This is a genomic window from Mesorhizobium sp. B2-1-8 (assembly GCF_006442545.2).
Lineage (GTDB): Bacteria > Pseudomonadota > Alphaproteobacteria > Rhizobiales > Rhizobiaceae > Mesorhizobium.
This window is the reverse complement of the sequence record NZ_CP083952.1, coordinates 6,024,418-6,050,382: the sequence shown is the minus strand read 5'-3', so window position 1 is coordinate 6,050,382 and position 25,965 is coordinate 6,024,418. Positions and strand designations below refer to the sequence as shown.

At 63.5% G+C, this 25,965-nt stretch carries 27 protein-coding genes; 18 read left to right on the top strand and 9 right to left on the bottom strand.

The window, feature by feature from the left end; genetic code table 11:
* The first annotated feature begins 172 nt into the window (after nt 1–172).
* From FJ970_RS29675 to FJ970_RS29655, 5 genes are read left to right on the top strand one after another with little or no spacing between them, the layout of a single operon-like run.
* Entirely contained in the window at nt 173–1,447 is a 1,275-nt protein-coding gene (locus tag FJ970_RS29675; RefSeq protein WP_140757033.1) for a flavin-containing monooxygenase, read from the top strand.
* Nucleotides 1,448–1,489: 42 nt separating this feature from the next.
* Nucleotides 1,490–1,906 (top strand): RidA family protein, encoded by a 417-nt coding sequence (locus tag FJ970_RS29670; RefSeq protein ID WP_140756552.1) that lies wholly within the window; start codon nt 1,490–1,492, stop codon nt 1,904–1,906.
* Nucleotides 1,907–1,911: 5 nt separating this feature from the next.
* Nucleotides 1,912–2,586, top strand: a complete 675-nt coding sequence (locus FJ970_RS29665; protein ID WP_140756555.1) for a DUF1028 domain-containing protein — start codon at nt 1,912–1,914, stop codon at nt 2,584–2,586.
* A 21-nt stretch (nt 2,587–2,607) separates the two neighbouring features.
* Nucleotides 2,608–4,098 carry an aldehyde dehydrogenase gene (locus tag FJ970_RS29660; protein ID WP_140756557.1) on the top strand — a complete coding sequence of 497 codons (1,491 nt, stop codon included), beginning with the start codon at nt 2,608–2,610 and terminating at the stop codon, nt 4,096–4,098.
* A 49-nt stretch (nt 4,099–4,147) separates the two neighbouring features.
* Entirely contained in the window at nt 4,148–5,083 is a 936-nt protein-coding gene (locus tag FJ970_RS29655; protein ID WP_140756559.1) for a LysR family transcriptional regulator, read from the top strand.
* A gap of 15 nt (nt 5,084–5,098) precedes the next feature.
* On the opposite strand, the gene argE is transcribed toward FJ970_RS29655, so the two are convergent.
* On the bottom strand, nt 5,099–6,256 hold the full coding sequence (gene argE / locus FJ970_RS29650; protein WP_140756561.1) for an acetylornithine deacetylase: 1,158 nt from the start codon (nt 6,254–6,256) through the stop codon (nt 5,099–5,101).
* Between the two features lie 223 nt (nt 6,257–6,479).
* Between argE and FJ970_RS29645 the strand changes: the two genes are divergently transcribed.
* Nucleotides 6,480–8,549, top strand: coding sequence for an FAD-dependent oxidoreductase (locus tag FJ970_RS29645; RefSeq protein ID WP_140756563.1), 2,070 nt, complete (start codon nt 6,480–6,482; stop codon nt 8,547–8,549).
* 24 nt (nt 8,550–8,573) lie between these two features.
* On the opposite strand, the gene FJ970_RS29640 is transcribed toward FJ970_RS29645, so the two are convergent.
* The 3 genes from FJ970_RS29640 to FJ970_RS29630 are packed head-to-tail and all read right to left on the bottom strand — an operon-like array spanning nt 8,574 to nt 11,331.
* Complete coding sequence (locus tag FJ970_RS29640) at nt 8,574–9,599, bottom strand: ABC transporter ATP-binding protein (RefSeq protein ID WP_140756565.1); 1,026 nt, start codon at nt 9,597–9,599, stop codon at nt 8,574–8,576.
* Between the two features lie 8 nt (nt 9,600–9,607).
* Nucleotides 9,608–10,450: a carbohydrate ABC transporter permease gene (locus FJ970_RS29635; protein ID WP_140756568.1), complete on the bottom strand. Its 843-nt coding sequence runs from the start codon at nt 10,448–10,450 to the stop codon at nt 9,608–9,610.
* Nucleotides 10,447–11,331, bottom strand: a complete 885-nt coding sequence (locus FJ970_RS29630; RefSeq protein WP_415752056.1) for a carbohydrate ABC transporter permease — start codon at nt 11,329–11,331, stop codon at nt 10,447–10,449. The genes FJ970_RS29635 and FJ970_RS29630 overlap by 4 nt, the downstream gene beginning before the upstream one ends.
* Between FJ970_RS29630 and FJ970_RS29625 the strand changes: the two genes are divergently transcribed.
* The 3 genes from FJ970_RS29625 (at nt 11,299) to FJ970_RS29615 (ending at nt 12,711) form a co-directional block, all read left to right on the top strand.
* Nucleotides 11,299–11,523, top strand: a complete 225-nt coding sequence (locus FJ970_RS29625) for a DUF6772 family protein (protein ID WP_321575746.1) — start codon at nt 11,299–11,301, stop codon at nt 11,521–11,523. The genes FJ970_RS29630 and FJ970_RS29625 overlap by 33 nt on opposite strands.
* Nucleotides 11,523–11,858 (top strand): hypothetical protein, encoded by a 336-nt coding sequence (locus FJ970_RS29620; RefSeq protein WP_140756572.1) that lies wholly within the window; start codon nt 11,523–11,525, stop codon nt 11,856–11,858. The genes FJ970_RS29625 and FJ970_RS29620 overlap by 1 nt, the downstream gene beginning before the upstream one ends.
* 148 nt (nt 11,859–12,006) lie before the next feature.
* Complete coding sequence (locus FJ970_RS29615) at nt 12,007–12,711, top strand: SDR family NAD(P)-dependent oxidoreductase (protein WP_246682563.1); 705 nt, start codon at nt 12,007–12,009, stop codon at nt 12,709–12,711.
* Between the two features lie 43 nt (nt 12,712–12,754).
* On the opposite strand, the gene FJ970_RS29610 is transcribed toward FJ970_RS29615, so the two are convergent.
* Nucleotides 12,755–14,077, bottom strand: coding sequence for an MFS transporter (locus tag FJ970_RS29610; protein WP_140756576.1), 1,323 nt, complete (start codon nt 14,075–14,077; stop codon nt 12,755–12,757).
* 206 nt (nt 14,078–14,283) lie between these two features.
* Between FJ970_RS29610 and cyoA the strand changes: the two genes are divergently transcribed.
* The 8 genes from cyoA (at nt 14,284) to FJ970_RS29570 (ending at nt 22,572) form a co-directional block, all read left to right on the top strand.
* Nucleotides 14,284–15,465 (top strand): ubiquinol oxidase subunit II, encoded by a 1,182-nt coding sequence (gene cyoA / locus FJ970_RS29605; RefSeq protein WP_140756578.1) that lies wholly within the window; start codon nt 14,284–14,286, stop codon nt 15,463–15,465.
* Between the two features lie 10 nt (nt 15,466–15,475).
* Complete coding sequence (cyoB, locus tag FJ970_RS29600) at nt 15,476–17,473, top strand: cytochrome o ubiquinol oxidase subunit I (protein WP_140756580.1); 1,998 nt, start codon at nt 15,476–15,478, stop codon at nt 17,471–17,473.
* A 9-nt stretch (nt 17,474–17,482) separates the two neighbouring features.
* Nucleotides 17,483–18,109: a cytochrome o ubiquinol oxidase subunit III gene (gene cyoC, locus FJ970_RS29595; protein ID WP_140756582.1), complete on the top strand. Its 627-nt coding sequence runs from the start codon at nt 17,483–17,485 to the stop codon at nt 18,107–18,109.
* Nucleotides 18,106–18,483, top strand: coding sequence for a cytochrome o ubiquinol oxidase subunit IV (cyoD, locus tag FJ970_RS29590; RefSeq protein ID WP_140756584.1), 378 nt, complete (start codon nt 18,106–18,108; stop codon nt 18,481–18,483). The genes cyoC and cyoD overlap by 4 nt, the downstream gene beginning before the upstream one ends.
* Nucleotides 18,480–19,298, top strand: a complete 819-nt coding sequence (locus FJ970_RS29585) for an SURF1 family protein (protein ID WP_140756586.1) — start codon at nt 18,480–18,482, stop codon at nt 19,296–19,298. Before cyoD ends, FJ970_RS29585 begins: the two co-directional genes overlap by 4 nt.
* Nucleotides 19,295–20,647, top strand: a complete 1,353-nt coding sequence (locus FJ970_RS29580) for an ATP-binding protein (RefSeq protein WP_140756588.1) — start codon at nt 19,295–19,297, stop codon at nt 20,645–20,647. Before FJ970_RS29585 ends, FJ970_RS29580 begins: the two co-directional genes overlap by 4 nt.
* On the top strand, nt 20,637–21,173 hold the full coding sequence (locus FJ970_RS29575; RefSeq protein WP_181178357.1) for a response regulator transcription factor: 537 nt from the start codon (nt 20,637–20,639) through the stop codon (nt 21,171–21,173). Before FJ970_RS29580 ends, FJ970_RS29575 begins: the two co-directional genes overlap by 11 nt.
* 136 nt (nt 21,174–21,309) lie before the next feature.
* Nucleotides 21,310–22,572 carry a DUF763 domain-containing protein gene (locus FJ970_RS29570; RefSeq protein WP_140756592.1) on the top strand — a complete coding sequence of 421 codons (1,263 nt, stop codon included), beginning with the start codon at nt 21,310–21,312 and terminating at the stop codon, nt 22,570–22,572.
* An 18-nt stretch (nt 22,573–22,590) separates the two neighbouring features.
* On the opposite strand, the gene FJ970_RS29565 is transcribed toward FJ970_RS29570, so the two are convergent.
* Together FJ970_RS29565 and FJ970_RS29560 are read right to left on the bottom strand one after the other, a co-directional pair.
* Nucleotides 22,591–22,791 (bottom strand): KTSC domain-containing protein, encoded by a 201-nt coding sequence (locus FJ970_RS29565; RefSeq protein WP_140756594.1) that lies wholly within the window; start codon nt 22,789–22,791, stop codon nt 22,591–22,593.
* A 67-nt stretch (nt 22,792–22,858) separates the two neighbouring features.
* The gene (locus tag FJ970_RS29560; protein ID WP_140756597.1) at nt 22,859–23,296 is read right to left on the bottom strand and encodes a GFA family protein; all 438 of its coding nucleotides are present in this window, start codon (nt 23,294–23,296) and stop codon (nt 22,859–22,861) included.
* Nucleotides 23,297–23,463: 167 nt separating this feature from the next.
* Between FJ970_RS29560 and FJ970_RS29555 the strand changes: the two genes are divergently transcribed.
* On the top strand, nt 23,464–24,066 hold the full coding sequence (locus FJ970_RS29555; RefSeq protein WP_140756600.1) for an alpha-ketoglutarate-dependent dioxygenase AlkB: 603 nt from the start codon (nt 23,464–23,466) through the stop codon (nt 24,064–24,066).
* 154 nt (nt 24,067–24,220) lie between these two features.
* On the opposite strand, the gene FJ970_RS29550 is transcribed toward FJ970_RS29555, so the two are convergent.
* A complete protein-coding gene (locus FJ970_RS29550; protein WP_227791959.1) occupies nt 24,221–25,042 on the bottom strand; it encodes a DUF1236 domain-containing protein in 822 nt (273 codons plus the stop codon).
* A 122-nt stretch (nt 25,043–25,164) separates the two neighbouring features.
* On the bottom strand, nt 25,165–25,950 hold the full coding sequence (locus FJ970_RS29545) for an SDR family NAD(P)-dependent oxidoreductase (protein WP_140756605.1): 786 nt from the start codon (nt 25,948–25,950) through the stop codon (nt 25,165–25,167).
* Between the last annotated feature and the right edge of the window lie 15 nt (nt 25,951–25,965).

Below are 25,965 nucleotides of genomic sequence, written 5' to 3'. Positions count from 1 at the left end.
CCCACCGGCACGTGCTGCTACTTGTGAGCGCCAATAACGAGACGACCGGATGACACACGGCCTGTCTGGAACACGGTGAAATGGATCACCCCGGGCTGCATCCGCTAGCCGCCGGAAATCGGCTTTCGTCCCGTGCGGCAGGAGCTGTCGGATGGTCAGGAGAGGACTGGGCATGTCGGTCGAGACGATAGACACGCTTGTCGTTGGCGGCGGCCAGGCGGGGGTGGCCATGAGCGAGCACCTGAGCAAATGCGGGGTACCTCATCTCGTTCTCGAACGCGGCCGCATTGCCGAGCGCTGGCGCTCGCAGCGGTGGGACTCCCTCGTTGCCAATGGCCCGGCCTGGCACGACCGCTTCCCGGGCATGGAGTTTCCGATTACGGGTCCCGATGGCTTTCCCTCCAAGGAGGAGGTTGCCGACTATTTTGTCGCTTACGCAAAGAAGATCGATGCGCCGATCCGCAGCGGCGTCGAGGTCAGGCTTGTGCAAAGAAATGTCGGTCGGCCCGGATTCCGGGTCGAGACGTCCGATGGCGTGATCGAGGCAAACAGCATCGTCGCCGCGACCGGACCTTTCCAGGTCCCCGTCATTCCGTCCGTTGTGCCGGCGGAGACGGGCATCCTGCAAATCCATTCCAGCGCGTATCGCAATCCCGCGCAATTGCCAAAGGGCGCGGTGCTGGTGGTCGGAGCGGGATCGTCGGGCGTGCAGATCGCGGACGAGCTCCAGCGCGCGGGAAGGCGCGTCTATCTTTCGGTCGGCCCGCACGACCGCCCGCCGCGGGCCTATCGCGGGCGCGACTTCTGTTGGTGGCTGGGCGTTCTCGGTAAATGGGACCTCGAAACCCCGGGACCAGGCACCGAACATGTCACGATCGCGGTGAGTGGCGCGCGCGGCGGCGAAACGATCGATTTCCGCCGTCTGGCCGCGCAAGGGCTTACCTTGGTCGGCATGACGAGGACCTACCAAGATGGACTGATGAGCTTCGCGCCTGATCTTGCGAAAAACATTGCCCGCGGCGACACCAATCTGATGTCGCTGCTGGACGAAGCCGACGCCTATGTCGCGCGCAACGGTCTCGACCTTCCGGAAGAGCCTGCCGCACGCCGGATCGAACCGGATCCGGAATGCATGACGCATCCGATCCGCGAACTGCACATGGCCGAGGCCGGGATAGCGGCGATCATCTGGGCGACGGGCTTTGCCGCCGATTACAGCTGGCTCAAGGTCGACGCCTTTGACGAGAAGGGCCGGCCAAGGCACCAGCGCGGCGTCTCGACAGAGCCAGGAATCTATTTCCTGGGGTTGCCCTGGCAGTCGCGAAGGGGTTCCAGTTTCATATGGGGCGTATGGCACGACGCCAAGCACGTCGCCGATCGTATTTCGACGCAGCGAAAATATCTGGCCTACCACGCGGCCGCGAAGCGCGAGTCCGTGGACGCCTGACCAAGCCGACGACAGCCGCGAGCCGACCTGATGGAGACCAACATGGCGCATAAGCGAATTCGCACCTTCAACACCAAGGATACCTATCCCGAGCAGAAGCTCGACAACGATCTGTGCCAGGCGGTCGTCACGCGGGGCGGCCGCACGATCTATCTGCGCGGCCAGTGCCCGCAGGATCTCGACACCGCCAAGACCATCGAGAGCCATGATCCGGTCGAGCAGACCCACAAGGTCATGCAGAACATCAAGCAGCTCATCGAGGAATGCGGTGGGACGATGGAGCATCTGGTGAAGGTGGTGATCTATCTGACAGATGTACGCCATCGCGAAGCCGTCTACCGGACGATGGGCGAATACATCAAAGGCGTGCATCCGGTTTCGACCGGCCTAGTCGTGTCAGCCCTGGCGCGGCCGGAATGGCTGGTCGAGATCGACGGCACTGCCGTAATTCCGGACTGAGCGCCATGACCTTCTCCATCGTGGCACGGTGCCGGCGCACCGGTATGTTCGGAGTGGCGGTGTCTTCGTCATCTCCCGCGGTCGCGGCCCGCTGCGCCTATGCGCAGGCGGGCGTCGGGGCGGTTGCCAGCCAGAACGTCACGGACCCGACGCTCGGGCCACGAGCGCTCGAGCTGATGGCGCGGGGCGCCTCCGCCACTGAGGCCGTCGCGATCCTGAAGCGTACGGCCGCTTTCAGCGAATACCGGCAGGTCCTGGCGGTCGACGCGGCTGGCGGCAGCGCAATCCATTCGGGGCCGAAAGCGCTCGGCATCTGGGCCGAGGCGCGCGGCGAGGACGTCGCCTGCGGCGGCAACCTGCTTGCCAGCGATAGGGTTCCGCAAGCCATGGTGGACGCCTTTCTCGCCTCCGAAGGCGATCTCGGCGACCGGCTGATCGCCACCATGCGCGCCGCGCTCGAGGCCGGCGGCGAGGCGGGACCTGTCCGCTCCGCCGGCATGAAGCTGGTGCGCGATGTCTCATGGCCCGTCGCCGACCTGCGTTGCGACTGGACGGAGGAGTGTCCGATCGAGCAGTTGGCGACGCTGTGGGATATCTACAAGCCCCAGCTCGATGCCTATGTCACGCGCGCCCTCAATCCGTCTGGTGCGCCGAGCTACGGCGTTCCCGGTGACGAGTAGTCCCGACAATCTGGAGCCGGCATGAGCGAACTCAGTCATAAGGATTGGATCGGCAAGGCGTCGGCGATCCGTTTTCGCGACGGCGCGTTCATCGACGGCAAGACGATGCCCGCGCGCTCCGGCCGGACGTTCACCAGCATCAATCCGGCCACGGGAGCAACGCTCGCCGAGGTGGCCTCCTGCGGCGAAGAGGAAATCGATCTTGCCGTCGCCGCGGCGCGACGCAGCTTCGAAGCCAGCGGCTGGTCGCGAGCGAACCCTCGGCATCGCAAGCAGGTGCTGCTGCGGCTGGCGGAATTGCTGCGCGAGAACCTGCAGGAGCTGGCGCTGCTGGAATCGCTGGATATGGGCAAACTGGTCAAGGACGCCGCGACCATCGACGTGCCGGGATCGGCGGCGATCTTCCAGTGGTACGGCGAAGCGATAGACAAGGTCTATGACGAGGTGGCGCCGACGGGCCGGGGTGACCTCGCTTTGGTGCGGCGGGAACCGCTTGGGGTCGTGGGCGCCGTCGTGCCATGGAACTTTCCGCTCGACATGGCGACCTGGAAATGCGCGCCCGCGCTGGCCGCTGGCAATTCGGTGGTGCTGAAACCCGCCGAGCAATCGCCCTTCTCGGCGCTCAGGCTGGCCGAGCTTGCCATGGAGGCGGGCCTGCCCGCCGGCGTGCTCAATGTGGTGCCCGGCCTCGGCGAGACGGCCGGCCAGGCGCTTGGCCGCCATATGGATGTGGATTGCCTTGCCTTCACGGGATCGACCGCCGTCGGCAAGATGTTCCTGCAATATTCCGGCCAGTCGAACATGAAGCAGGTCTGGCTGGAGACCGGTGGCAAGAGCCCCAATCTGGTGTTCGCCGATTGCGGCGATCTGGACGCGGCCGCCGACATGGCCGCCTTCGGCATCTTCTTCAACCAGGGACAGGTATGCTCGGCCAATTCCCGGCTTCTGGTGGAGCGCCGCATCAAGGATGCGCTGGTCGAGAAACTGGCGCAGCGGGCAGCGGCGACCCAACCCGGCGATCCGCTCGACCCCGCATCCAGGATGGGTGCGATGGTGGACGCGCGCCACGCCGCGACCGTCATGCGTTTCATCGATGGCGGCAAGAAGTCGGCGCGGCTGGTGACCGGCGGCGACCGGGTCGCCGTCGACGGGCGCGGCAGTTTCGTGCAGCCCACGATCTTCGACGATGTCTCGCCCGACGACCCGCTTGCCCGCGACGAGATATTCGGTCCGGTCCTGTCGGTGATCGCCTTCGACACCGAAGACGACGCGCTTCGCATCGCCAACGACAGCGTCTATGGCCTGGCTGCATCGGTGTGGACCGACAGCCTGTCGCGGGCGCATCGCCTCGCGGAAAGGCTGCGCGTGGGCACGGTTTCCGTGAACACCGTCGATGCGCTGAGCCCGATGACTCCCTTCGGCGGGTTCAAGCAGTCCGGCTTCGGGCGCGACCTGTCGCTGCATGCGCTCGACAAATACACCGCGCTGAAGACCACCTGGATAAAGTATTGAGAAGCGGCCGCGACTTGATCACCGGCCGCAAACCGGCAACATAGCCACCATGCCGCTCCGCTTCACGCTCAGACAACTCGAATATTTCGTCGCCGTTGGCGAAGCGGGTTCGATCGCCAAGGCGGCCGAGCAGGTGAATGTCTCGCCGCCGTCGATCTCGGCGTCGATCGCTCAGCTCGAAGCCGAGTTCGGTGTCCAGCTTTTCGTGCGCAAGCACTCGCATGCCCTGGCGCTGACCGCGGGCGGGCGCCTGTTCCTAAAAGAAGCCGCGCGCCTGCTCAACGACGCGGACGCGCTGCACGATATCGCCGGTGATATCGCCGAAAAGGTGCGCGGACCGCTGGCGATCGGCTGCCTGCTCACTTTCGCGCAGATCGTGCTGCCGGCGTTGCGCAAGAAATTCGAGGACGCCTATCCCGATGTGCGCGTCAGGCAATTCGAGCGCAACCAGGGACAATTGTTCGAGATGCTTCAGCGTGGCGAGATAGACGCCGCGCTGACCTACGATCTGGAGCTGTCGCAAGACATGACCTTCGAGCCGCTGATGCAGTTGCCGGCCTATGTGATGCTGCCGGCCGCGCATCGCCTGGCGGCAAAGGCAGGCATCACAGCCGAGGAACTGGTCGATGAGCCGATGGTGCTGCTCGATCTGCCCTACAGCAGGGAATATTTCCTGTCGGCTTTCCAGCCCAGGGGCCTGCGGCCCAAGATCGTCGAGCGCACCGGCGACATCGCCGTGATGCGCTCGATGGTCGCCAATGGCTTCGGCTACGGCATCGCCAATATGCGGCCGCTCAACACCATGTCGCCGGACGGGAAATTACTGGTCTTCGTGCCTTTGCTGGGCGACCTCCGACCGCTCACAATAGGAATTGCCTTGCCGAACGCCGAGCATCGCACGCTGACAGTGCAGGCCTTCATCGACCACTGCCGCCGCTTCGTCGTCGAGCAGGGCGTCTTCGGCACCGAACGGGTCGTGAAGTGAGGGCTGCCATGCGGCTCACGGCCAGCCATCGGTGAGCCGTTCCAGCAATCTGTCCAGCATCCCGTCGCAACGCCGCAACTGTTCGACGCTGACAAATTCGTCCGGCTTGTGTCCCTGCGCCATGGAGCCCGGCCCGCAGACGACGGCAGGCGTGCCGAGATCGCGGCTGAACAATCCGCCTTCCGTGCCGAACGCGACTTTCATCGTGTCGTTGGCACCGGTCAGCGATTTGACGAAGGCCACCGCCTCCGATGCGGCCGGCGTGTCGAGGCCCGGATAGGTGTTGGTGATCTCGATGTCGATCGCGGCCTCGGCAGCGATCGAAGCGGCGTCCTGCGCAATGCGTGCCGCGGCGTCGCGAAGCCTGTCCAGAATGCCGGCGGCATCATCGGCGGCAATGTTGCGGATCTCGAAATCGACCTGGCACAGGTTGGGCACGATGTTGAGCGCGACGCCGGCATTGATCCTGCCGACATGTACCGTCGTGTAGGGAATGTCGTAGTCGCCGTCGCGGGCGCCGTCGCGGGCCAGCCGTTCCTGTTCGTCACGCAAGGCACGCACGAAATCGCACCCGAGGTGGATGGCATTGAGCGCCAGCGGGGCGAGCGCCGAATGACCTTCGCGTCCCCTGCAGACGGCGCGGGCGGCAAGCTTGCCCTTGTGCCCGGTCGCCACCTGCATGTTGGTCGGCTCGCCGACGATGCACAGCAACGGGCGTTGCGGCACCGCGCTCAGCATTTCGATCAGGTCGCGCATGCCCAAGCAGCCGACCTCCTCGTCATAGGAGAGCGCCAGATGCAACGGTGTCCGAAGCGCCATCTTGGAAGCCCTGACGCAGGCGGCGAGCGCAGAGGCCACAAAACCCTTCATGTCGGCCGCGCCGCGTCCGTAAAGCTTGCCGTCGCGCTCGGTCATTTGGAACGGCGGCAGCGTCCAGTTCTGGCCGTCGACGGGGACGACGTCGGTGTGGCCGGAGAGCATCACACCGGGCCTGCCGGGCGGGCCGATGGTGGCAAAGAGATTGGCCTTGTGCCCATCCGCGCTGTGGACGATCTGGCAGGCAATGCCGCTCGCCACGAGCAAGTCGGCCGCATAGCCGATCAGATCGAGGTTGGAGTCGCGGCTTACCGTCGGGAAGGCGATCAGCCGTTCGAGGATCCTGATACTGTCCATTTTCCTGTCTCTCGGTAGGGTCCCGGCTGTCTAGCATCATGCCGCCGATGCTCTGAAGTCGCATTTCGCTCAGCCCCGGTTCAACACAGACTAATCCGCGCCGGCGCGCGATTAGGCGCGTCCTAATCGGCACAGAAGAAATCCGTAGTTTTCCCGCGCCGGCTCCAACTTATGAGTAGTCTTGGCAGCACCGGCAGTGCCGAGCCGGTACGGAGGAAGCACCATGCGCGATCCACGCTACGACGTCCTGTTCGAGCCGATGAAGATAGGTCCGGTAACGGCCAAGAACCGCTTCTATCAGGTTCCGCACTGCAATGGCGGCGGCTATCGCGATCCGTCCGCGGCAGCAGAAATGCGCCGCATCAAGTCGGAAGGTGGATGGGGCGTCATCTTCACCGAGCAGACGGAAATGCACCACACTTCCGAGATCACGCCCTTCATCGAACTACGGCTATGGGACGACGCCGACATTCCAGCCTTGGCCAAGATGGCCCGGGCCATGCACGAGCACGGCGCGTTGGCTGGCATCCAGCTCGCCTATTCCGGAATCAACGGCCCCAACCTCTACAGCAAGGAGGTGCCGCGCGGGCCGTCGGCCCTGCCGATCCGCACCTTCACCAACGATCCGGTGCAGGCGCGCGCCATGGACAAGCAGGATATCCGCGACCTGCGCCGCTGGCACCGCAATGCCTTCAAACGCGCGAAGCAGGCGGGTTTCGACCTGGTTTGCCTCTATGGCGCGCACGGCTTCGGCATCATCCAGCATTTCCTGTCGACGGCCACCAATCAGCGCGGTGACGAATATGGCGGCTCGCTGGAAAACCGTTCGCGGCTGATGCGGGAGCTGATCGAGGAAGGGCGCGACGCGATCGGCGACACGTGCGGCCTGACGCTCAGGCTGTCGCTGGACGAGATGATCGGCGAGCTCGGCTTCGCCAATTCGGAAGTCCGGGACATGATCGAGATGCATGCCGAACTGCCCGACCTGTGGGATCTCGCGCACGGCGCCTGGGAAGATTGCTCGGGCCCGTCGCGCTTCAAGGAAGAGGCGGCGCAGGAAAGCCTGGTGTCGGGCATCAAGAAGCTGACCTCGAAGCCGGTCGTCGGCGTCGGCCGCTTCACTTCGCCTGACGTGATGGTCAGGATGATCAGGTCGGGAACGCTCGACTTCATCGGCTGCGCCCGTCCGTCGATCGCCGATCCCTTCCTCCCGAGGAAGGTCGAGGAGGGCCGCATCGACGACATCCGCGAATGCATCGGCTGCAACATCTGCATCACCGGCGACATGACCATGTCGATCTCGCGCTGCACGCAGAACCCGACCTTCATGGAGGAATGGCGCAAGGGCTGGCATCCGGAGCGCATGCAAGCCAAGGGCCACAGCGACAGCGTACTGATCGTCGGCGCCGGGCCTGCCGGACTGGAGGCTGCGCGTGCGCTCGGCCTGCGCGGCTACAAAGTGGCCATCGCCGAAGCCGGCACCGAGCTTGGCGGGCGCGTGGCGCGCGAAAGCAAACTGCCGGGCCTATCGGCATGGGGCAGGGTGCGCGACTATCGGCAGTATCAGCTCAGCCAGATGCCTGATGTCGACATCTATTTCGGAAGCCGGCTGTCAGCGGATGACATCCTGTCCTTCGGCTTCCAGAACATCGCCATCGCCACCGGATCGACCTGGCGCCGCGATGGCGTCGCGCGTGCCCATGTCGTGCCGATGCCGATCGACGCCGCGATGCCGGTCTACTCACCCGACGATCTGATGGCCGGCAAGGTTCCGGCCGGCAAGGTCGTCCTGTTCGACGACGATCACTATTACATGGGCGGCGTTCTCGCCGAGCTGATGGCGCGTCAGGGAACGAAGGTGACCTTGGTGACACCATCGGCCTATGTCTCGGACTGGGCCCGCAACACGCTGGAGCAAGGGGCCGTTCACCGTCGCCTGGCTGAACTCGGGGTCGATATCGTGCTCAACAGGACCGTCGTGAATATCGCTTCAGGTGGTGCCGCGACGGCCTGCGTCTACACCGGCGCGAAACATGATCTGACCGCCGATGCCGTCGTCCTGGTCACGTCGCGCAATCAGGACGACGGCGTTTGGCGCGATCTCAAGGCCCGGGAAAACGAGTGGGCCGACAAAGGCATCCGTTCGGTCAAGGTCATCGGCGATGCCGAAGCACCTGGACCCATCGCCTGGGCAACCTATGCCGGCCACCGCTTCGCCCGCGAGTTGGACGAACCCGACATCGGCGACGCATTGCCGTTTCGGCGGGAAGTCGCCGCACTGGCGGCGGAATAGAACCGCGCGGGGGGGCGCGGCAGATCAGACCGCCCGTCCTTCCCTGTCGAAGAAATGCAGATGCTCGGGCTCGGCCAGCAGGCCGACCTCGGCGCCGGTTTCGGGCGTCGGTCCTTGATTGTGGATGACGAGGCATGTCTGGCCCCCGTCCAGCTCGATATGGAGGAGCGTGACGGCGCCGGTATATTCAGCCAGCCTTACCCTGCCGCGCAACGTGGTGTTCGAGGGCTGGCCCAGCGACAGGTGCTCGGGTCGAATACCGACCGATGTGGCCGTCGCGGGAACCGATGCGCCAAGCGCGATCGGCTGTCCGTCGGCGAGCGGCAGGACGTTCATCTTGGGGCTGCCGATGAACTGGGCGACCAAGACGGTTCGCGGGCTGTCGTAGAGATCGCGGGGCGAGCCGACCTGTTCGATCCTGCCGTCGCGCAACACCACGATCTTGTCGGCAAGGGTCATGGCCTCGATCTGGTCGTGGGTCACATAGATCATCGTCGTCGACAGGCGCTGGTGCAACGCCGCGATCTCGGAGCGCATGTGGACGCGCAATTCGGCATCGAGGTTCGAGAGCGGCTCGTCGAAAAGGAAGACGTCCGGATTGCCGACGATGGCCCGGCCGATGGCCACGCGCTGGCGCTGGCCGCCCGACAACTGACGCGGGAATCGGTCGAGCAACGGTTCGAGCTTCAGCGTCGCGGCGGCTTCCGAAACGCGGCGGGCGCGTTCGCTGGCCGGCACCTTGCGGACCTTGAGGCCGAAGCCCATGTTGTCGCGGACCGTCAGGTGCGGATAAAGCGCGTAGGACTGGAACACCATGGCGACGCCGCGCCTGGCCGCCGGCACCTCGTTGACCAGGTGGCCGCCGATGTGGAGTTCGCCGTCGCTGATATGCTCCAGGCCGGAGATCAGCCGCAGCAATGTAGACTTTCCGCATCCCGACGGTCCGACGAAGACCACGAACTCGCCATCCTCGATCTCGAGATCGACGCCGCGGATGACCTCGACCGTGCCGAAATTCTTGCGAATGTCCTTGAGCAGAACCTTTGTCATGACTTCCCTTATCCCTTGACGCCGGAGAGGGCGAAGCTCTCGATGATCTGGCGCTGGGCGATCAGATAGATGATGAGGATGGGAACCACGGCCAGACTCGTCGCCGCCAATTGCAGGTTCCACAGGGGCAGGCCGTAGCTGTCGTTGAAATTGGACAGCGCCAGCGGCAGCGTGAACTTCTCCAGCGAACTGAGGAAGATCAACGGTTCGAGGAACAGGTTCCACGAATGCAGGAAAGTGATGATCGCGACCGCGGCAAGCGCCGGCCGCGACATGGGCAGCGCGATCTTCAACCAGACGCCGAAGCGCGACAGTCCGTCCATCTTGCCCGCCTCCTCGAGCTCCTTGGGCAGCGCCAGGAAGAACTGGCGCATCAGAAACGTCGCCACTACGCCCTGCGGCCCGAACACCGGCAGCAGGATGAGCGGCCAGTGCGTGTCGATCAGACCCATGGCGCGGATCAGGAAGAAGTTCGGGATGATGGTGACCTCTTCCGGCACCATCAGCGCCATTACCAGGAACAGCATCAAAAGACCGGCGCCGGCAAAGCGGATGCGCGCCAGTGCGTAGCCGGCGAGCGAGGCGATGAACAAGGTCAGCACCGTCACCGTCGCGGCAATGTAGAGCGAGTTGAAATACTGCCGCGCGAAAGGCTGATAGGCGAACACTTCCACAAAATTCTCGAAGCGCCAGACGCGGGGGATCAAGGTCGGCGTGCCGAAGATTTCGGTGGTGCTCTTGAAGCCGCCGGAAATCATCCACAAGAACGGGAAGATGAAAGGCACCGCCAGCAACAGCAGCACGATGGTCCAGCAGATGCGGTACAGGATTTCGGTCAGGCGCGGGCTCACTCCATGTCCCTCCGTCGCAGCGTCACCTGCACGAGGGTCAGCGCCATGACGATGACGAACATGATCAGCGCCAGCGCCGCCGCATAGCCGACGTTGAAGAATTTGAAGCCCTGCTGGTAGATGTAGAACGCCAGCACCAGCGTGCCGTTTTCCGGGCCGCCACCGGTCATCTGGTAGATGTGGTCGAATACCTTGAACGAACCGATCGTCGTCAGAACCATGATGACGAGCGTCGTTGGCGCAAGCAGCGGCCATGTGATCATGCGGAAGACCTGCCAGCGCGACGCACCCTCCAGCTTCGCGGCCTCCTCATAGTCGCGCGGTATCGATTGCAGCGCCGCGATGTAGAGGATCATGTTGAGCCCGACCATCTTGATGACACGGGTGACGATGACCGCAGCCATCGCCCAGTTGGGCTCCCGCAGCCAGTTCGGACCGTCTATGCCGATCCAGGCAAGCATCTGGTTCACGGCGCCACCTTCACCCTGCAGCATGAATTTCCAGACGATCGCCCAGGCGATCGCCGACGTGACCACCGGCGCGAAGAAAACCGTCCGAAAGAAGACGACGCCGAAGAACGGCCGCGACAGCGCCAGCGCAAGCGAGAGCGCCAGCGCCATGTTCAGGGGCACCAGCCCCAGCGCGAAGATTACGGAATTGCGCACGACATGCCAGAAGTCGGGGTTCTCCAGCAGGACATTGTGGAAATTGCGGAGCCCGACGAATGTCGCCTGCTGGCTGAGCAGGTTCCACTCGGTCGTCGAATAATAGAAAATGGCGGCCAGCGGCCCAAGGAAGAAGATCAGGAAGCCGATCAGGGTCGGGCTGACAATGAAATCCCCACCAAGGTGAACTGGACGTATCTGTGCTTCGATTTCGATCTGGCAACGATGACGGCGCTCGGGCTGCGCTGCAACGATCGCAGCTTTGATCTCACAGGCTTCGATTCGATCCGCATTCCGGCGATGAAGAACCTGTGGTGCATGCTCAATTTCGGCCTTTTCGCTGAAACCGACGTCGCCAAACGGGCCTTTCTCTACGTCGATTCCATCTGCATTTCGGGAGATTTCTGATGCTGCCCGAGAACATCACCGCGGTCGTCTCGCGCAACGAGCGTTGGCATGGCGAAGCCGCCAGCGAGCCCTATGAGGCGGGATGGGCGCGAGAGGCGATCTTCTTCGTGCGGGCGCTCAAGCAACCCGTCGGCCCCACCGGCTCGGCATGGGTCGAGGTCTCGCCGGACGGCATGCACTGGCTGCGCGAGGGCACCGAATTTCCCATGCCGAAGGAGCGCGACGCCGTGGCGATGGCGCGGCTTGCCCATTTCGGCAACTGGCTGCGTGTCGCGGCACGGTTCGACGGTGGCGCCGAGTGTACCGTGCTGGTGACTCTGCATCTGAAGGCCTGAACCGGCTCGCGCCGGCGCAACGGGCCTTGCCTATGGCCGGCAAATCCGTTTTTCAGCTTATGGAGAAATCATGACCGACGCGTACGCCACGTTTGCCCAGGACAGCTTTGCCGGCAAGACCGTGCTGGTGACCGGTGCCGCCAGCGGCATGGGTTTCGAAACCGCCCGTGCATTCCTCTCCAAAGGGGCCGAGGTCGTGATGTGCGACCGTGACGCGGAAGGCCTTGCAAGGCGCCATGACGAGCTGGGCGGGATGGCCGGGACACCGCACAAGGTGGTGGCAGACATGGGCGATCCCGACAGCATCAAGCATATGTTCGACTATTGCGATGCCAGGCTGGCACGGCTCGACAACGTTGTCACCTGCGCCGCGATCATCACCGCCAAGCGAATCCCGGACCAGGATTGGGCGCACTGGCAGCACGTGCTCGGCGTCAATTTGCTGGGCACCTTCTTCACCGTCCAGGGGGCGGTGCAGCGCATGCAGGGCAGCGGTGGGGGAAACATCGTCTGCGTGGCATCGGACGCCGGCGTGCATGGCGGCGGTGGCCTTATCGCCGACACGGCCTATGCGGCCTCGAAGGCCGGCACGCTGTCGCTGGTGAAGTCGGTCGCGCGCGAACTGGCGGGCAAGGCGGTGCGCATCAACGCCCTCAATCCGGGACCGACCGATTCGCCGATGCATTCCCACATCGACCCGGCCCTGAAGGATCGCATCGCGGCCAATCTCCCCATACGCCGCATGGGCCGGCCCGACGACATGGCTGCCGCGATCCTGTTCCTATGCTCCGACGCCGCGAGCTTCGTCTATGGCGCGGCGCTCGACGTAGATGGCGGTTCGATGTTCCGCTGACCGGCAGGGCGACTGCGTCGAACCTTCTGCAAGCTCTGGTTTTTCAGTCGGCCGGACGGTCCGAGACCGGACGCCGTCCATCGATCCACAAGGCAAGCAAGGTGCAGGCCGCACCCGAGAGTAGGTAGGCGCCCGCTGCGATAAGGCCGAAATTGCCGGCCAGCAGGAGAGCTGCGAGCGGCGCGAAGCCAGCGCCGAACATCCACGCAAGATCCGAGGTTATCGCCGAGCCGGTATAGCGATGCTGTCGCGAAAAGCTCGATGCGACGACACCCGACGATTGCCCGAAGCTCAGCCCCAGCAGGATGAAGCCCAGCACCATGAACAGGGCCTCGCCAACGGTGCCGCCATCCAGGAGCTGCGGGGCAAAGCCACTGAACGTCGCGATGGCGATCGCCGAACCGCCGAGCAGCGCACGGCGTCCGACGCGATCGGCAAGTGGACCCGACGCGACGATGGCCGCGATGCCGAACAGCGCGCTCACCGCCTCGATCGCCAGGAATCGCGCCGGCCCCTCCTTGGTGAACAGGAACACCCAGGAAAGCGGAAACACCGTCACCATGTGGAACAAGGCGAAACTCGCCAGCGGCGCGAAGGCGCCGACGACGACGTTGCGGCCTTCGGTCCTGATCGTGTCCCTTATGCGCGTCGGCTGCAGGTCGCCGCTCTCGTACAGTTTCGAGAATTCGGGCGTCACCACGATACGCAGCCTGGCGAACAGGGCCACGACATTGATGGCGAACGCGACGAAGAAGGGATAGCGCCAGCCCCAGGCAAGGAAGTCGTCGGCCGACAGGTTGGCGACAAAGAAGGCGAAGAGGGCGCTGGCCACGATGAGGCCGATCGGCGCGCCCAGTTGCGGGATCATGGCATAGAAGCCGCGCCGGTTCCGCGGCGCGTTCAGCGCCAGCAGCGAGGGCAGGCCGTCCCACGTCCCGCCGAGCGCCACGCCCTGCCCGATGCGAGCCAGCGCCAAAAGCCAGATAGCGACCGCGCCGATATCGCCATAGGCGGGAAGGAACGCGATGGCGACGGTCGAGGTGCCGAGCAGGAACAGCGCGATCGTCAGTTTCGCACCGCGACCGTAGGCGCGATCGACGGCCATGAACAGGACGGAGCCGAACGGACGGGCGATGAAGGCCAGCGCGAAGATGGCGAAGGAGTAGAGCGTTCCGACGAGCGGATCGTGCGTGGGAAACACCAGCTTGGGAAACACGATGACGGACGCTATCGCATAGACGAAGAAGTCGAAGAATTCCGACGTCCTGCCCACGATCACGCCGACCGCGATATCGCCCGCACTGACCTGGCCGTGGTCCGAGCCGATCAGCCCGCTGTTTGTTTCGCCAGTCGAAATCTGAGCCATCTTGTCCGTCGCCACCGCGTGGAATGAAATATCTGGGACCCAATTGCGGCAATCCCATTGTGCGTTGCACACTTTGCCAGACCCATCCCGGCTGTGCATTGGACAAATTGTCCAATGTCATCGCGCCGCCGCCGGCAGTAGCCCTTGATCGATACCGCACTGCAACATCACAACGCGTTGCGGAGGTCCATCGAGGGCAGCGTCTGATGAAACGATTTGGAGCCTTGCTTCTGCTTCCCCTGGCCGGGCTGTTGAGTGGCTGCGATATGGTGGTGCTCGCGCCGGCGGGCGATGTCGCGGCCCAGCAGCGCGACCTGCTGGTGGTCTCGACCCTGCTGATGCTGATCATCATCGTGCCGGTCATGGCGCTGACTGTCTTTTTCGCCTGGCGCTACCGGCAATCCAACGCTTCGGCGACCTATGCGCCGGACTGGGATCATTCGACGAAACTGGAACTGGTGATCTGGGCAGCACCGCTCCTGATCATCATATGCCTTGGCGCGCTGACCTGGCTCGGCACGCACCTGCTCGACCCATACCGCCGGATCGACCGGATCGAAGCCCGCCAGCCCGTCACCCAGTTGCACAAGCCACTCAGGGTCGAGGTCGTGGCGCTCGACTGGAAATGGCTGTTCATCTATCCGGATTACGGCATCGCCGCCGTGAACGAGCTGGCGGCGCCGGTCAACCAGCCGATCGATTTCCGCATCACCTCGTCGGCGGTGATGAATTCCTTCTACATTCCAGCCTTAGCCGGGCAGATCTACGCCATGCCGGCCATGGAGACGAAGCTGCACGCCGTCATCAACCGGCAGGGTACCTATAGCGGCTTCTCGGCCAACTACAGCGGTGCCGGCTTTTCGGGCATGCGCTTCGCCTTCCACGGTCTGTCCGACGAGGCCTTCGACCAGTGGGTGGCACAGGCCAGGACAGCGTCGGCGGCGCTTGACCGCGACAGCTATCTCGAGCTCGAAAAGCCGAGCGAGAACGAACCGGTCCGGCACTACGCCTCGGTCGATCCCGACCTTTATGGCGCCATCCTCAACCTGTGTGTCGAGCGCGGCAAGATGTGCATGAACGAGATGATGTCGATCGACGCCAAGGGTGGTCTCGGTCTTGCGGGTGTGCGCAACACCTTGCCGCTGCAATACGACAAACTCGCCCGGCGCGGCGCGGTGTTCGGAAACGATCCCTCCTATGTCGCCAGCATCTGCACGGCTGAGGAGGCTGCTGCGGTCTCGCGCGCGTCCCGCGATGCCTGGCCGACCTATTGGCCGGCGAAGAACCTGTCCCCGCTTCGCGGGGCGGGATTGCTCCGGCCAGGGACCGACAGCCGTAGCGCGGAGGCGGATACGCCGACCCTCGGCCTGCTGCGGCGTGAATTGTGAGAGACAGCCGATGCCCGATACGCTGACCAAATTCATTTTCGGCCGCCTCACCTGGGAGTCGCTGCCGCTGCATGAGCCGATCGTCGTCGCCACCTTCGTCGCGGTGGCGCTCGGTGGCATCGCGCTTCTCGGCGTCATCACCTATTTCAAGCTGTGGGGCTACCTCTGGCGCGAATGGTTCACCAGCGTCGACCACAAGAAGATCGGCATCATGTACATGGTGCTGGGCCTCGTCATGCTGCTGCGCGGCTTCTCGGACGCCATCATGATGCGGCTCCAGCAGGCCATCGCCTTCAATGGCTCCGAGGGCTACCTGAACTCACACCACTACGACCAGATCTTCACCGCCCACGGCGTCATCATGATCTTCTTCGTGGCGATGCCCTTCGTCACCGGGCTGATGAACTTCGTCGTGCCGCTGCAGATCGGCGCGCGCGACGTCTCCTTCCCTTTCCTCAACAATTTCAGTTTCTGGATGACGGTCGGCGGCGCCATCCTGGTCATGGCATCGTTGTTCGTCGGCGAATTCGCCCGCACCGGCTGGCTCGCCTATCCGCCGCTCTCCGGCATCGGCTACAGCCCCGACGTCGGCGTCGACTACTATATCTGGGCGCTGCAGGTGGCGGGGGTCGGCACGACGCTGTCGGGCATCAACCTGATATGCACGATCATCAAGATGCGTGCGCCCGGGATGACGATGATGCGCATGCCGGTCTTCACCTGGACGTCGCTCTGCACCAACGTGCTGATCGTCGCCTCTTTCCCGGTGCTGACGGCGGTGCTCTCGCTGCTGGCGCTCGACCGCTATGTCGGCACGAACTTCTTCACCAACGACTTCGGCGGCAACCCGATGATGTATGTGAACCTCATCTGGATATGGGGTCACCCGGAAGTCTACATCCTCATCCTGCCGCTGTTCGGCGTCTTTTCCGAGGTCACCTCGACCTTCTCCGGCAAGCGCCTGTTCGGCTACACCTCGATGGTCTACGCCACGGTGGTCATCACCATCCTGTCGTACCTGGTCTGGCTGCACCATTTCTTCACCATGGGCTCCGGCGCCAGCGTCAATTCCTTCTTCGGCATCACCACGATGATCATCTCGATCCCGACGGGAGCGAAGATCTTCAACTGGCTATTCACAATGTACCGGGGCCGCATCCGCTTCGAACTGCCGATGATGTGGACGGTGGCCTTCATGCTCACCTTCACCGTCGGCGGCATGACCGGCGTGCTGCTTGCCGTGCCGCCGGCGGACTTCGTTCTGCACAACAGCCTCTTCCTGATCGCGCACTTCCACAATGTCATCATCGGCGGCGTGCTGTTCGGCCTGTTCGCCGGCATTGCCTACTGGTGGCCCAAGGCCTTCGGGTTCAAGCTCGATCCGTTCTGGGGCAAGGTCTCGTTCTGGTGCTGGGTGGTCGGCTTCTGGTTCGCCTTCATGCCGCTCTATGTCCTCGGCCTGATGGGAGTGACGAGACGCATGCGTGTGTTCGACGACCCGTCGCTGCAGATATGGTTCGTCATCGCCGCCTTCGGCGCGGTGCTGATCGCCTGCGGCATCGCCGCCTTCCTGATCCAGATCTTCGTCTCCATCCGCAGGCGCGAGGCGCTTGCCGATACGACCGGCGATCCCTGGGAAGGCCGTACGCTCGAATGGTCGACATCCTCGCCGCCGCCCGCCTACAATTTCGCTTTCATGCCGGTCATTCGCGACAACGATGCCTGGTTTGACATGAAGCAGGCCGGCTACGTCAGGCCGCTTGCCGGCTTCAAGCCGATCCACATGCCAAGCAATACCGGCACCGGCATCATCCTGGCCGCCTTCAGCGTTGCGCTCGGCTTCGGCCTGATCTGGTACATCTGGTGGCTGGCGGCGCTGAGCTTCGTCTGCCTCATCGCCACCGCGATCGGCCACACCTTCAACTATCACCGCGACTTCCACATTCCGGCGGCCGAAGTCACGCAAACGGAAGAGGCGAGGACGACGCTCCTCGCCGATCAGGGCTAGGGTTTGAGCATGACATCGACGGCAATCACGGCCGGCACCAAACCGGTCTTCCACCTGGAAGAAGAGCATGCGCACGCCGATGGCGGCTCCACCATGCTCGGCTTCTGGCTCTACCTGATGAGCGACTGCCTGATCTTCGCGATGCTATTCGCCGCCTATGGCGTGCTTGGCGGCAACTACGCGGCCGGGCCGGCGCCCAAGGACCTGTTCGATCTCGATCTGGTGGCGGTCAACACCGCCATGCTGCTTTTGTCCTCGATCACCTATGGCTTTGCCATGCTGACCATGGACAAGGGCCGGTTGGCGGCGACGCAAGCCTGGCTTGCCGTGACCGGCCTGTTCGGCCTGGCGTTCCTGTCCATCGAGCTATACGAATTCGCGCATATGATCCATGAAGGCGCCACGCCGCAGCGCAGCGCGTTCCTGTCGTCGTTTTTCACGCTGGTCGGCACGCATGGCCTGCATGTCACCTTCGGCACCGTCTGGCTGGTGACGCTGATGGTGCAGGTCGCGAGATTTGGCCTCATAAAGGCGAACCGCCGCCGGCTGATGTGCCTCAGCATGTTCTGGCACTTCCTCGACGTCGTCTGGATCGGCGTCTTCACCTTCGTCTATCTGATGGGAATGTTGCGATGAGCGCTCATGATCATGCCGAGGGTCACGGCCACGCCCATGGTGGAGCGGCACACGGATCGTTCCGGGGCTATCTGACCGGCTTCGTCCTGTCGGTGATCCTGACCGCCATTCCATTCTGGCTGGTCATGACCGGCGCCATCGACGACAAGCAGGCTACGGCCATCGTCATCATGGCCTTCGCCGTCGTGCAGATCGTGGTCCACATGGTCTTCTTCCTGCATATGAACACCGCCTCGGAAGGCGGATGGTCGATGCTGGCGCTGATCTTCACGCTGATCCTGGTCGGTATCGTGCTGACCGGTTCGCTCTGGGTGATGTACCATCTCAACGCCAACATGATGCCGGGACTGCACGACATGCGCGAGATGCCATGAGCCCGGCGGCGGGCTCTGGGAGGACCATCATCGAGGCGATCGGACAAACCGGCATTGGCTCGCGTCCCGCCCCGCAAGGGGACGCCGGCGGATCGTCCGCGTCGCGCCTTGTCCTTGTGCTGCTCGGACTTCTCGGCGTGCTGGTGTTTGTCGGGCTCGGCATATGGCAGCTGGAAAGGCGGGTCTGGAAACTCGATCTGATCGCCCGTGTCGACCAGCGCATTCATGCCCCGGTTGTCGATGCGCCTGGCCCGCAGAGCTGGAACGGCATCACCGCGGCCGGTTACGAATACCGCCATGTGCGGTTGGCGGGGCGCTATCTGGGCGGCGCCAACACGCTGGTTCGGGCGGTGACGGAGCTTGGCGGCGGCTATTGGGTGCTGACGCCGATGCGAACCGACAGTGGTTTCGTCGTGCTGGTCAACCGCGGGTTCATTCCCCAGGAGCGCAAGGCTGAGTTCGAACGGGAGAGGGGCGGTCGAACCGCGCCGGCCGTCATTGACGGGCTGTTGCGCATGAGCGAACCCGGCGGAGGATTCCTGCGCAAGAACGACGCCATGGGCAATCGCTGGTATTCGCGAGACGTCGCCGCTATCGCAACCGCGCGCGGGTTGACGACCAATGTCGCTCCCTATTTCGTCGATGCGGAAGCATCCGACATCGAGGGCTGGCCGCGCGGCGGGCTGACCGTCGTGACTTTCCGCAACAGCCATCTGGTCTATGCTTTGACCTGGTTCACGCTCGCTGCGATGCTCGCCATTGCCCTGGCCAGGCCGATGATCGGCCACCGCCAGCGGCAAGGACCCACGAGATGAGCGTTCCCACGCAAGAGCTTCACCATGACAAATCCCTGGTGGCGGCATCCCTTGCCGGCAAGAACGGGACAGTATCGCATACCGATGCGACGAACAGGAAGAATCTGTTCCTGCTCATCCAACTGCGTTGGCTGGCGGTGGCGGGTCAGGTGCTCACCATTCTGGCGACGGAATACTGGTTCGATATCCCGCTACCGCTGGGGGAGATGGCCGGGGTGGTGCTTTTTCTGGTGGGCCTCAACATCTTCAGCCTGCTGGTCCTGCGCGGTATCAGGCCTATCAGCAACACCCAGCTCTTCATCGCACTCATCTTCGACATGGCGGCACTGACGACGCAGCTTTACCTGAGCGGCGGCGCGTCCAATCCGTTCGTATCGCTCTATCTCTTGCAGATCACGCTCGGCGCGGCACTGCTGACGCCAAGGTTTACCTGGATTCTCGTGGCGGCTGCCTCGGCCTGCTTCGTCTTCCTCATCTTCCTCTTCCAGCCGATCGCCATCCCGCATCCTGGCGGCAGCGATCTCCTGTCCCTGCATATCAGGGGCATGTTCATCTGCTTCGTGCTGGCGGCCGGGCTGATTGTGATCTTCATGACGCGCATCAACCGCAATCTGCGCGAGCGCGACGCCTATCTCGCCGATCTGCGCCAGCGCTCGGCCGAGGAGGACCACATCGTGCGCATGGGCTTGCTGGCCTCCGGAGCCGCGCACGAACTGGGCACGCCGCTAGCCACGATATCCGTCATCCTGTCCGACTGGCGCCACTTGCGCGCCCTTGCGCGCAACCGCGAACTGGCGGCCGACGTGGCCGAAATGCAGGCGCAGATCGAGCGCTGCAAGCGCATCGTGTCCGGAATCCTGATGTCTTCCGGCCAGGCGAGGGGCGAGGGGACGATACGCACGACCATTCGCGGTTTCCTCGACGATCTGGTCGAGGAATGGCGCATCAGTCGCCAGCCATTCAACCTAGAATACAAGAACGACTTCGGCCCGGACGAGCAGATCGTGTCCGACACGGCGCTGAAGCAGGTCATCTTCAATGTGTTCGACAATGCCCAGGAAGCATCGCAGGATTGGGTCGGCGTGACTGCCGAGCGGCAAGGCGACAAGCTGATGATCTCCGTGCGCGATCGCGGTCCGGGTTTCGACGAGGGTATTCTGGCAGCACTTGGCCAACCCTATATGTCGAGCAAGGGACGGCCAGGCGGTGGTCTTGGTCTGTTCCTCGTCATGAACGTGGTCCGGAAACTGGGAGGCGATTTTTCGGCGCGCAATATGGAGCAGGGCGCTTGTGTTACCCTTTCGCTGCCGCTGGCGGCACTGACCGATGGAGATGATCGTGACGCTTGATCGATCCCTGTTTATCGTCGAGGACGACGCGACCTTCGCGAAAACGTTGAAGCGCTCCTTCGAAAAGCGCGACTACGACGTCGTCGTCTGCCACGACAGGGAAGCATTGCTCGGCGCCCTCGAAAAAACTGTTCCGGCTTACGCCGTCGTTGATCTCAAGCTTGGAGCCGGCGGCTCCGGGCTGGAGTGCGTCAAGCTGCTCAGCGCCCGCGATGCTTCGATGAAGATCGTCGTGCTGACGGGGTTTGCCAGCATCGCCACGGCGGTCGAGGCGATCAAGCTCGGCGCCAGCCATTACCTGGCGAAACCCGCCAATACCGATGACATCGAAGCCGCCTTCGGCCGTGCCGAGGGCGATGTTTCCGTACCGCTTTCCAGCCGGCCCACCTCGATCAAGAATCTGGAATGGGAGCGCATCCACGAAACGCTGGTCGAAACCGGCTTCAACATCTCCGAAACGGCGCGCCGGCTTGGCCTTCACCGGCGTACTCTGGCCCGCAAGCTCGAGAAGCGCGTGGTGAGGTAGCACAGCGCCGTTGCTCTCGCGAGCGGGCCGAGCCCAGTCTGGCTCATCGATCACCCGGGTGAGCATTCAGTGCTTCCTTGCTCGGTCCGGGATACCTATTTGTCTGAGATTCGCGGACACAGGAGCATGCACGAACGTGGCTCAACGATCGGGCAGTGCTGATCTTCCCCTTCACGGCGGGCGTGTGCCGAAATGGCTGGGCGATCGCATGACGCGTCTCGGCGCGGTCATGTGCGAGGCGATCATCCATCACTATGGCCGCAATGAGTTGCTGCGGCGCCTGGCGCATCCGTTCTGGTTCCAGTCCTTCGGCGCCGTCATGGGCATGGACTGGCACTCGTCCGGCATCACGACCAGCGTCGTCGGCGCCTTGAAACGCGGTCTCACGCCGCTGTCGGGCGAACTCGGCATTCATGTCTGCGGCGGCCGTGGTGCGCATTCGCGCAAGACCCCGCACGAGCTTGCCGCCATCGGCGAGCGCATCGGCTTCGACGGAGCGCGCCTGGCAACCGCCAGCCGGCTGGTCGCCAAGGTGGACAGCGCCGCCGTTCAGGATGGGTTCGACCTCTATTTGCATGGCTTCATCGTCACCGATGACGGCGACTGGGTGGTGGTGCAGCAAGGCATGAACGGTGACAGCAAGGTGGCGCGCCGCTATCATTGGCTGTCCGAAGGTTTGAAGAGTTTCGTCGACCAGCCGCATGCGGCCATCGAAGGCGCCAACCAGGGCGAGATCGTCAACCTGACCGACCGGCGCGCCGAGGCCTCGCGCCAGGGACAGCTTGACCTGCTCCAGGATCTCGGGCCGGATCGTATCCTTCGGGAGTTCGCCGCCCTGGAACCTGGCACCGCACCGGCCCCGGTGCAGCCATTGCTGCCGCATCTGGTCATGCCGGCTCACCATGATGTCCGCGAAAGCGATGTCGTGATGCATCGCCTTCACGGCAACATGGCCGCCGCCGCCGAGCGGGGTCCCGCCGACTTCGCCGAGCTTCTCCTGGTTCCTGGCGTGGGCGCCCGCACGGTGCGCGCACTCGCCCTCGTTGCCGAAGTGGTGCATGGCGCGCCTTGCCGGTTTTCGGACCCGGGCCGTTTTTCGCTGGCGCATGGCGGCAAGGACAGGCATCCGTTCCCTGTTCCGCTCAAGGTCTATGACGAGACGATCGGCGTGTTGAAGTCCGCCGTGCAAAAGGCCAGGCTTGGTCGCGAAGAGGAGATCGGCGCATTGAGGCGGCTCGACGATCAGTCGCGGCAGGTCGAGCGATATGTCACCGGTCCCAGCCTCAAGGAAATTGTCGCGGGCGAGTTCGACCAGTCGCATCTGCTTGGCGGCCGCAGTGTCTTTGGTTGGGAACCGGCGCCGGATCAGATGCCTCCCGAGCAGAACAAGAAGGGATGACAGGCCGCTGGCGCCGCATCACGCCACGCGACGGAACCTATAGTGGTCTTTGATGAATTTATTGAAGAAGCGGCCTTTCGAGGAAGCCCGCATGAACGCCGCATAGGTAGCCGGGGCGATGTCCTCGTAGTCATAGCGGTTGCCGTGCGGCACGAACCAGACCGAGAGGATCCTGGTCGCGGAATCGTATTGCGTGTTTCGAATGACGGTCGACGGCATGGTGGCACCTGACGGCTCCACCGATTAACCCGCCAGCCATGGTCCGGTTCCGTGCCGCCCGAAGGTGCTATCTGTCACGTGGATTGCCGAACTTCGCGACGCGCTTCCTCGAATATCGATCGATGCGCGGCAGCCCGTCTGCAAAGTCGACCCACGGCAGCCTGAGGTCCCAATAGGCATGGGCCTGTGGCCGCAGCCCTTCTGGTCTGTCGAAGAACCCGATTGTCAGATAGAACTCGTCCGGCAGGCCTTCGTCGCTGTAGCCTATCGAGCTCCCACAATCGGAACAGAAGGTACGGACAACGCCCGGCGTCCTGGAGAAAGCCTTTGGCGCTCCTTTCAAAAGGCGGAACTGGCTCGGCCGATATCCGACCCAGATGGTGAGCGGACTGCCGATCGCCCGTCGGCAATCGTCGTCGTGATCGTAGCATATCCAGAAAGGCTCACCCTCCATGGCGGCGGCAATTGCTCCGCAAAAGCAGGCCCCGGTTTCAACGCGCGGCATCCGGCACTCCAAGGCTGGAACATGACCGGCGGCCTCCGACGGAACCGCCGTTTCCTAAACTTTCACGCCGCTCCGGTGTTCCGTCGCGCCGGTTTTGAAATGCGTCCGAGGCAAGCAAGCGCGGTTCCTGTATTGCCTTGCGATCCGGCCTTCACCATCTAGGCACAATGTCGCCGCTCAAACCGAAAACAGCCGGCCATGTGGCCCAGTACGATCTCTTCGGTGCCGCTCAGGATGATCTGCCGGAGGGTTTCGCCTACCAGCCCGGACTGATCACGCGCCAAGAGGAAATCGAACTCGTCCGGCATCTTGAAGGACTGCCCTTCAAGGCCTTCGACTTTCACGGCCATCTGGCAAACCGGCGTGTCGCCGGTTTTGGCCTTCGCTACGATTATGACCGGCGCGAGGTCGTCGAGGCACCGCCGATCCCTGATTTTCTGTTGCCCTTGCGCGCGCAGGTCGCGGCCTTTGCGCGCCTGCCCGCCGAAGCCTTCGCGCAGGTCTTGATCAATGAATACCGGCCCGGCGCCGGTATCGGCTGGCACCGCGACAAGCCTCATTTCGAAGATGTCGCGGGCGTCTCGCTGCTGGCGCCCTGCGATTTTCGCCTTCGACGCAAGAATGGGTCCGGATGGGACCGCCGGACCATCACTGTCGAGCCGAGATCGGCCTATCTCATGACGGGTCCTTCGCGGTCGCAATGGGAACACAGCATCCCGCCGCTTGCCGAGCACCGCTACTCGATTACCTTGCGAACATTGCGGTCCTAGGATCCCTGAGCGCGCGCTGACGTTTCCAGGATCCGGGAAGGCTGTCCGCAGAATTGCTCAACCCGCCCCCCGTGCGGCAAGGTGGGTTGAGCAAATCCCATTGTTTTAGGCAATTCCAGACGGAAAACCGCTACGTGTTTTTCCTGGAATTGCTCTAGGTCAGTATCAGCACGATCTTGTACGTATCCGGATCGACGATGACGATCCGGCCGTCGGCCAGAACGAAATAGTCGTAGGACTCGTACGCCGGGATGATCTTGACGATGCGAGCCGGCAAACGATGCAGCCTTATCTTGTGCCGCGGGACCTCAATGCCGACGGAGACGTCGAAGTCGACGTTGGATACCGGCTGGACCTTGGTTTCCCTGATCACCTGGGTGATCTGGGTCTTCTGTTCAACGGTCACATTGTTGATGGAAGCGGTCGAGGTCTTATCCTGCGTGGAGGTCTTGCCTTGAGCCTGCTGGTCGGTCGTGGTGCCAGCCTTGCCCTGGGCCTGTTGATCCGTCTGGACCTTGGTCTTGTCCTGGGCCTGCTGGTCCATCTTGGTGCCGGCCTTGCCCTGGGCCTGCTGATTGGTCTGGACCTTGGTCTTGTCCTGGGCCTGCTGGTCCATCTTGGTGCCGGCCTTGCCCTGGGCCTGCTGATTGGTCTGGACCTTGGCCTTGCCCTGGGCCTGCTGGTCCATCTTGGTGCCGGCCTTGCCCTGCGCCTGCTGGTCGGTCTGGACCTTGGCCTTGCCCTGGGCCTGCTGGTTCATCTTGGTGCCAGCCTTGCCCTGGGCCTGCTGGTTAGTCTGGGACTTGGTACCCTGTGCCTGCTCTTTCATCTTCGAGCCCTTCTGGCAGTTGGTCGTGCCGGAAGCGCAGTTTGTGTCCGCCCCTGATTGGCTGTCGGCGGGCTGCTGCGACTGGGCCATCGCCGTCCCGCAGCCGAGCCCGATCGCCAGCATGCTGGTAATGAGAACATGTTTCATAGGAAATCTCCTTCGGAGAGTTCGTCCCTTCAAGGGGGAAACTTCGACCAAAAAAGATTGTTCCGAACTGGCTGCGTTAATGCCGCCACCCCCGATAGACCCGAAGACCGAACTTCATGGCGCTACTTCACGCCGATGCCGGCGGTGAGGCCGCCATCTATCTTGTAGTCGGCGCCGGTGCAGAATCCGGCCTTCGACGAACAAAGGAACGCGATGAGTTCCGCCACCTCTTCCGGCTCGCCGATACGGCCGAGCGGATGGGCCGCGCCGAACCGCCTGTAGGCCTCTTCGACATCTGCGTCGCTGCCGCCGTCGCCACGCGCGGCCTTTTCGAGGATCGGTGTGCGGATCGAGCCCGGGCTGACCGAATTGACCCTTATGCCCGATGCGGCATAGTCGAGCGCCAGCGAACGCGTCAGCGTATGGATGGCGCCCTTGGTCGTGGCATAGGCGGCAACGTTCTGCTGGCAGGCGAAGCCCTGCACCGAAGCGACGTTGACGATGGCGCCGCCGCCCCGCTTGATCATTTCCGGGATGCCGAAATGGGCGGTCAGATAGATCGAGCCGACATTGACGGTCATCGCCCGGTTCCAGGTTTCCCAGTCGGTTGTCGTCGCTGTTCCATAGGGGTGCACCGCCGCCGAATTGACGATGACATCGATGCCGCCGAATTTCGCCACGCCGGCGGCGACCGCGTCGCGCACCTGGTCGGAAACCGAGACGTCCACGGTCTGAACCAGTGCCTTCGCCCCGGCCTTGGCGAGGCTCTCCTGCATGGCGGCATTGGCTGCCCGGTCGACGCCGCAGGCGATGATCGCGGCACCCCCCGCCGCAAGGCGTTTGGCGGTTGCCAGGCCGATACCGGTCGTCCCTGTCACCAATGCCACCTTGCCGTCAAAATCCTTCATCGCGGAAGCTCCTTC

Bases quoted from the DNA above. Each gene is read 5' to 3' on its own strand.
- FJ970_RS29675 (WP_140757033.1), top strand. From the start codon at position 173: ATGTCGGTCGAGACGATAGACACGCTTGTCGTTGGCGGCGGCCAGGCG.
- FJ970_RS29560 (WP_140756597.1), bottom strand. From the start codon at position 23,296: ATGCCGCGCGTTGAAACCGGGGCCTGCTTTTGCGGAGCAATTGCCGCC.
- FJ970_RS29585 (WP_140756586.1), top strand. From the start codon at position 18,480: ATGAGCCCGGCGGCGGGCTCTGGGAGGACCATCATCGAGGCGATCGGA.
- cyoC (WP_140756582.1), top strand. From the start codon at position 17,483: ATGACATCGACGGCAATCACGGCCGGCACCAAACCGGTCTTCCACCTG.
- cyoB (WP_140756580.1), top strand. From the start codon at position 15,476: ATGCCCGATACGCTGACCAAATTCATTTTCGGCCGCCTCACCTGGGAG.
- FJ970_RS29545 (WP_140756605.1), bottom strand. From the start codon at position 25,950: ATGAAGGATTTTGACGGCAAGGTGGCATTGGTGACAGGGACGACCGGT.
- cyoD (WP_140756584.1), top strand. From the start codon at position 18,106: ATGAGCGCTCATGATCATGCCGAGGGTCACGGCCACGCCCATGGTGGA.
- FJ970_RS29645 (WP_140756563.1), top strand. From the start codon at position 6,480: ATGCGCGATCCACGCTACGACGTCCTGTTCGAGCCGATGAAGATAGGT.
- FJ970_RS29610 (WP_140756576.1), bottom strand. From the start codon at position 14,077: ATGGCTCAGATTTCGACTGGCGAAACAAACAGCGGGCTGATCGGCTCG.
- FJ970_RS29615 (WP_246682563.1), top strand. From the start codon at position 12,007: ATGGGTTTCGAAACCGCCCGTGCATTCCTCTCCAAAGGGGCCGAGGTC.
- FJ970_RS29620 (WP_140756572.1), top strand. From the start codon at position 11,523: ATGCTGCCCGAGAACATCACCGCGGTCGTCTCGCGCAACGAGCGTTGG.
- FJ970_RS29660 (WP_140756557.1), top strand. From the start codon at position 2,608: ATGAGCGAACTCAGTCATAAGGATTGGATCGGCAAGGCGTCGGCGATC.
- cyoA (WP_140756578.1), top strand. From the start codon at position 14,284: ATGAAACGATTTGGAGCCTTGCTTCTGCTTCCCCTGGCCGGGCTGTTG.
- FJ970_RS29670 (WP_140756552.1), top strand. From the start codon at position 1,490: ATGGCGCATAAGCGAATTCGCACCTTCAACACCAAGGATACCTATCCC.
- FJ970_RS29550 (WP_227791959.1), bottom strand. From the start codon at position 25,042: ATGAAACATGTTCTCATTACCAGCATGCTGGCGATCGGGCTCGGCTGC.
- FJ970_RS29580 (WP_140756588.1), top strand. From the start codon at position 19,295: ATGAGCGTTCCCACGCAAGAGCTTCACCATGACAAATCCCTGGTGGCG.
- FJ970_RS29565 (WP_140756594.1), bottom strand. From the start codon at position 22,791: ATGCCGTCGACCGTCATTCGAAACACGCAATACGATTCCGCGACCAGG.
- FJ970_RS29665 (WP_140756555.1), top strand. From the start codon at position 1,912: ATGACCTTCTCCATCGTGGCACGGTGCCGGCGCACCGGTATGTTCGGA.
- FJ970_RS29655 (WP_140756559.1), top strand. From the start codon at position 4,148: ATGCCGCTCCGCTTCACGCTCAGACAACTCGAATATTTCGTCGCCGTT.
- FJ970_RS29640 (WP_140756565.1), bottom strand. From the start codon at position 9,599: ATGACAAAGGTTCTGCTCAAGGACATTCGCAAGAATTTCGGCACGGTC.
- FJ970_RS29555 (WP_140756600.1), top strand. From the start codon at position 23,464: ATGTCGCCGCTCAAACCGAAAACAGCCGGCCATGTGGCCCAGTACGAT.
- argE (WP_140756561.1), bottom strand. From the start codon at position 6,256: ATGGACAGTATCAGGATCCTCGAACGGCTGATCGCCTTCCCGACGGTA.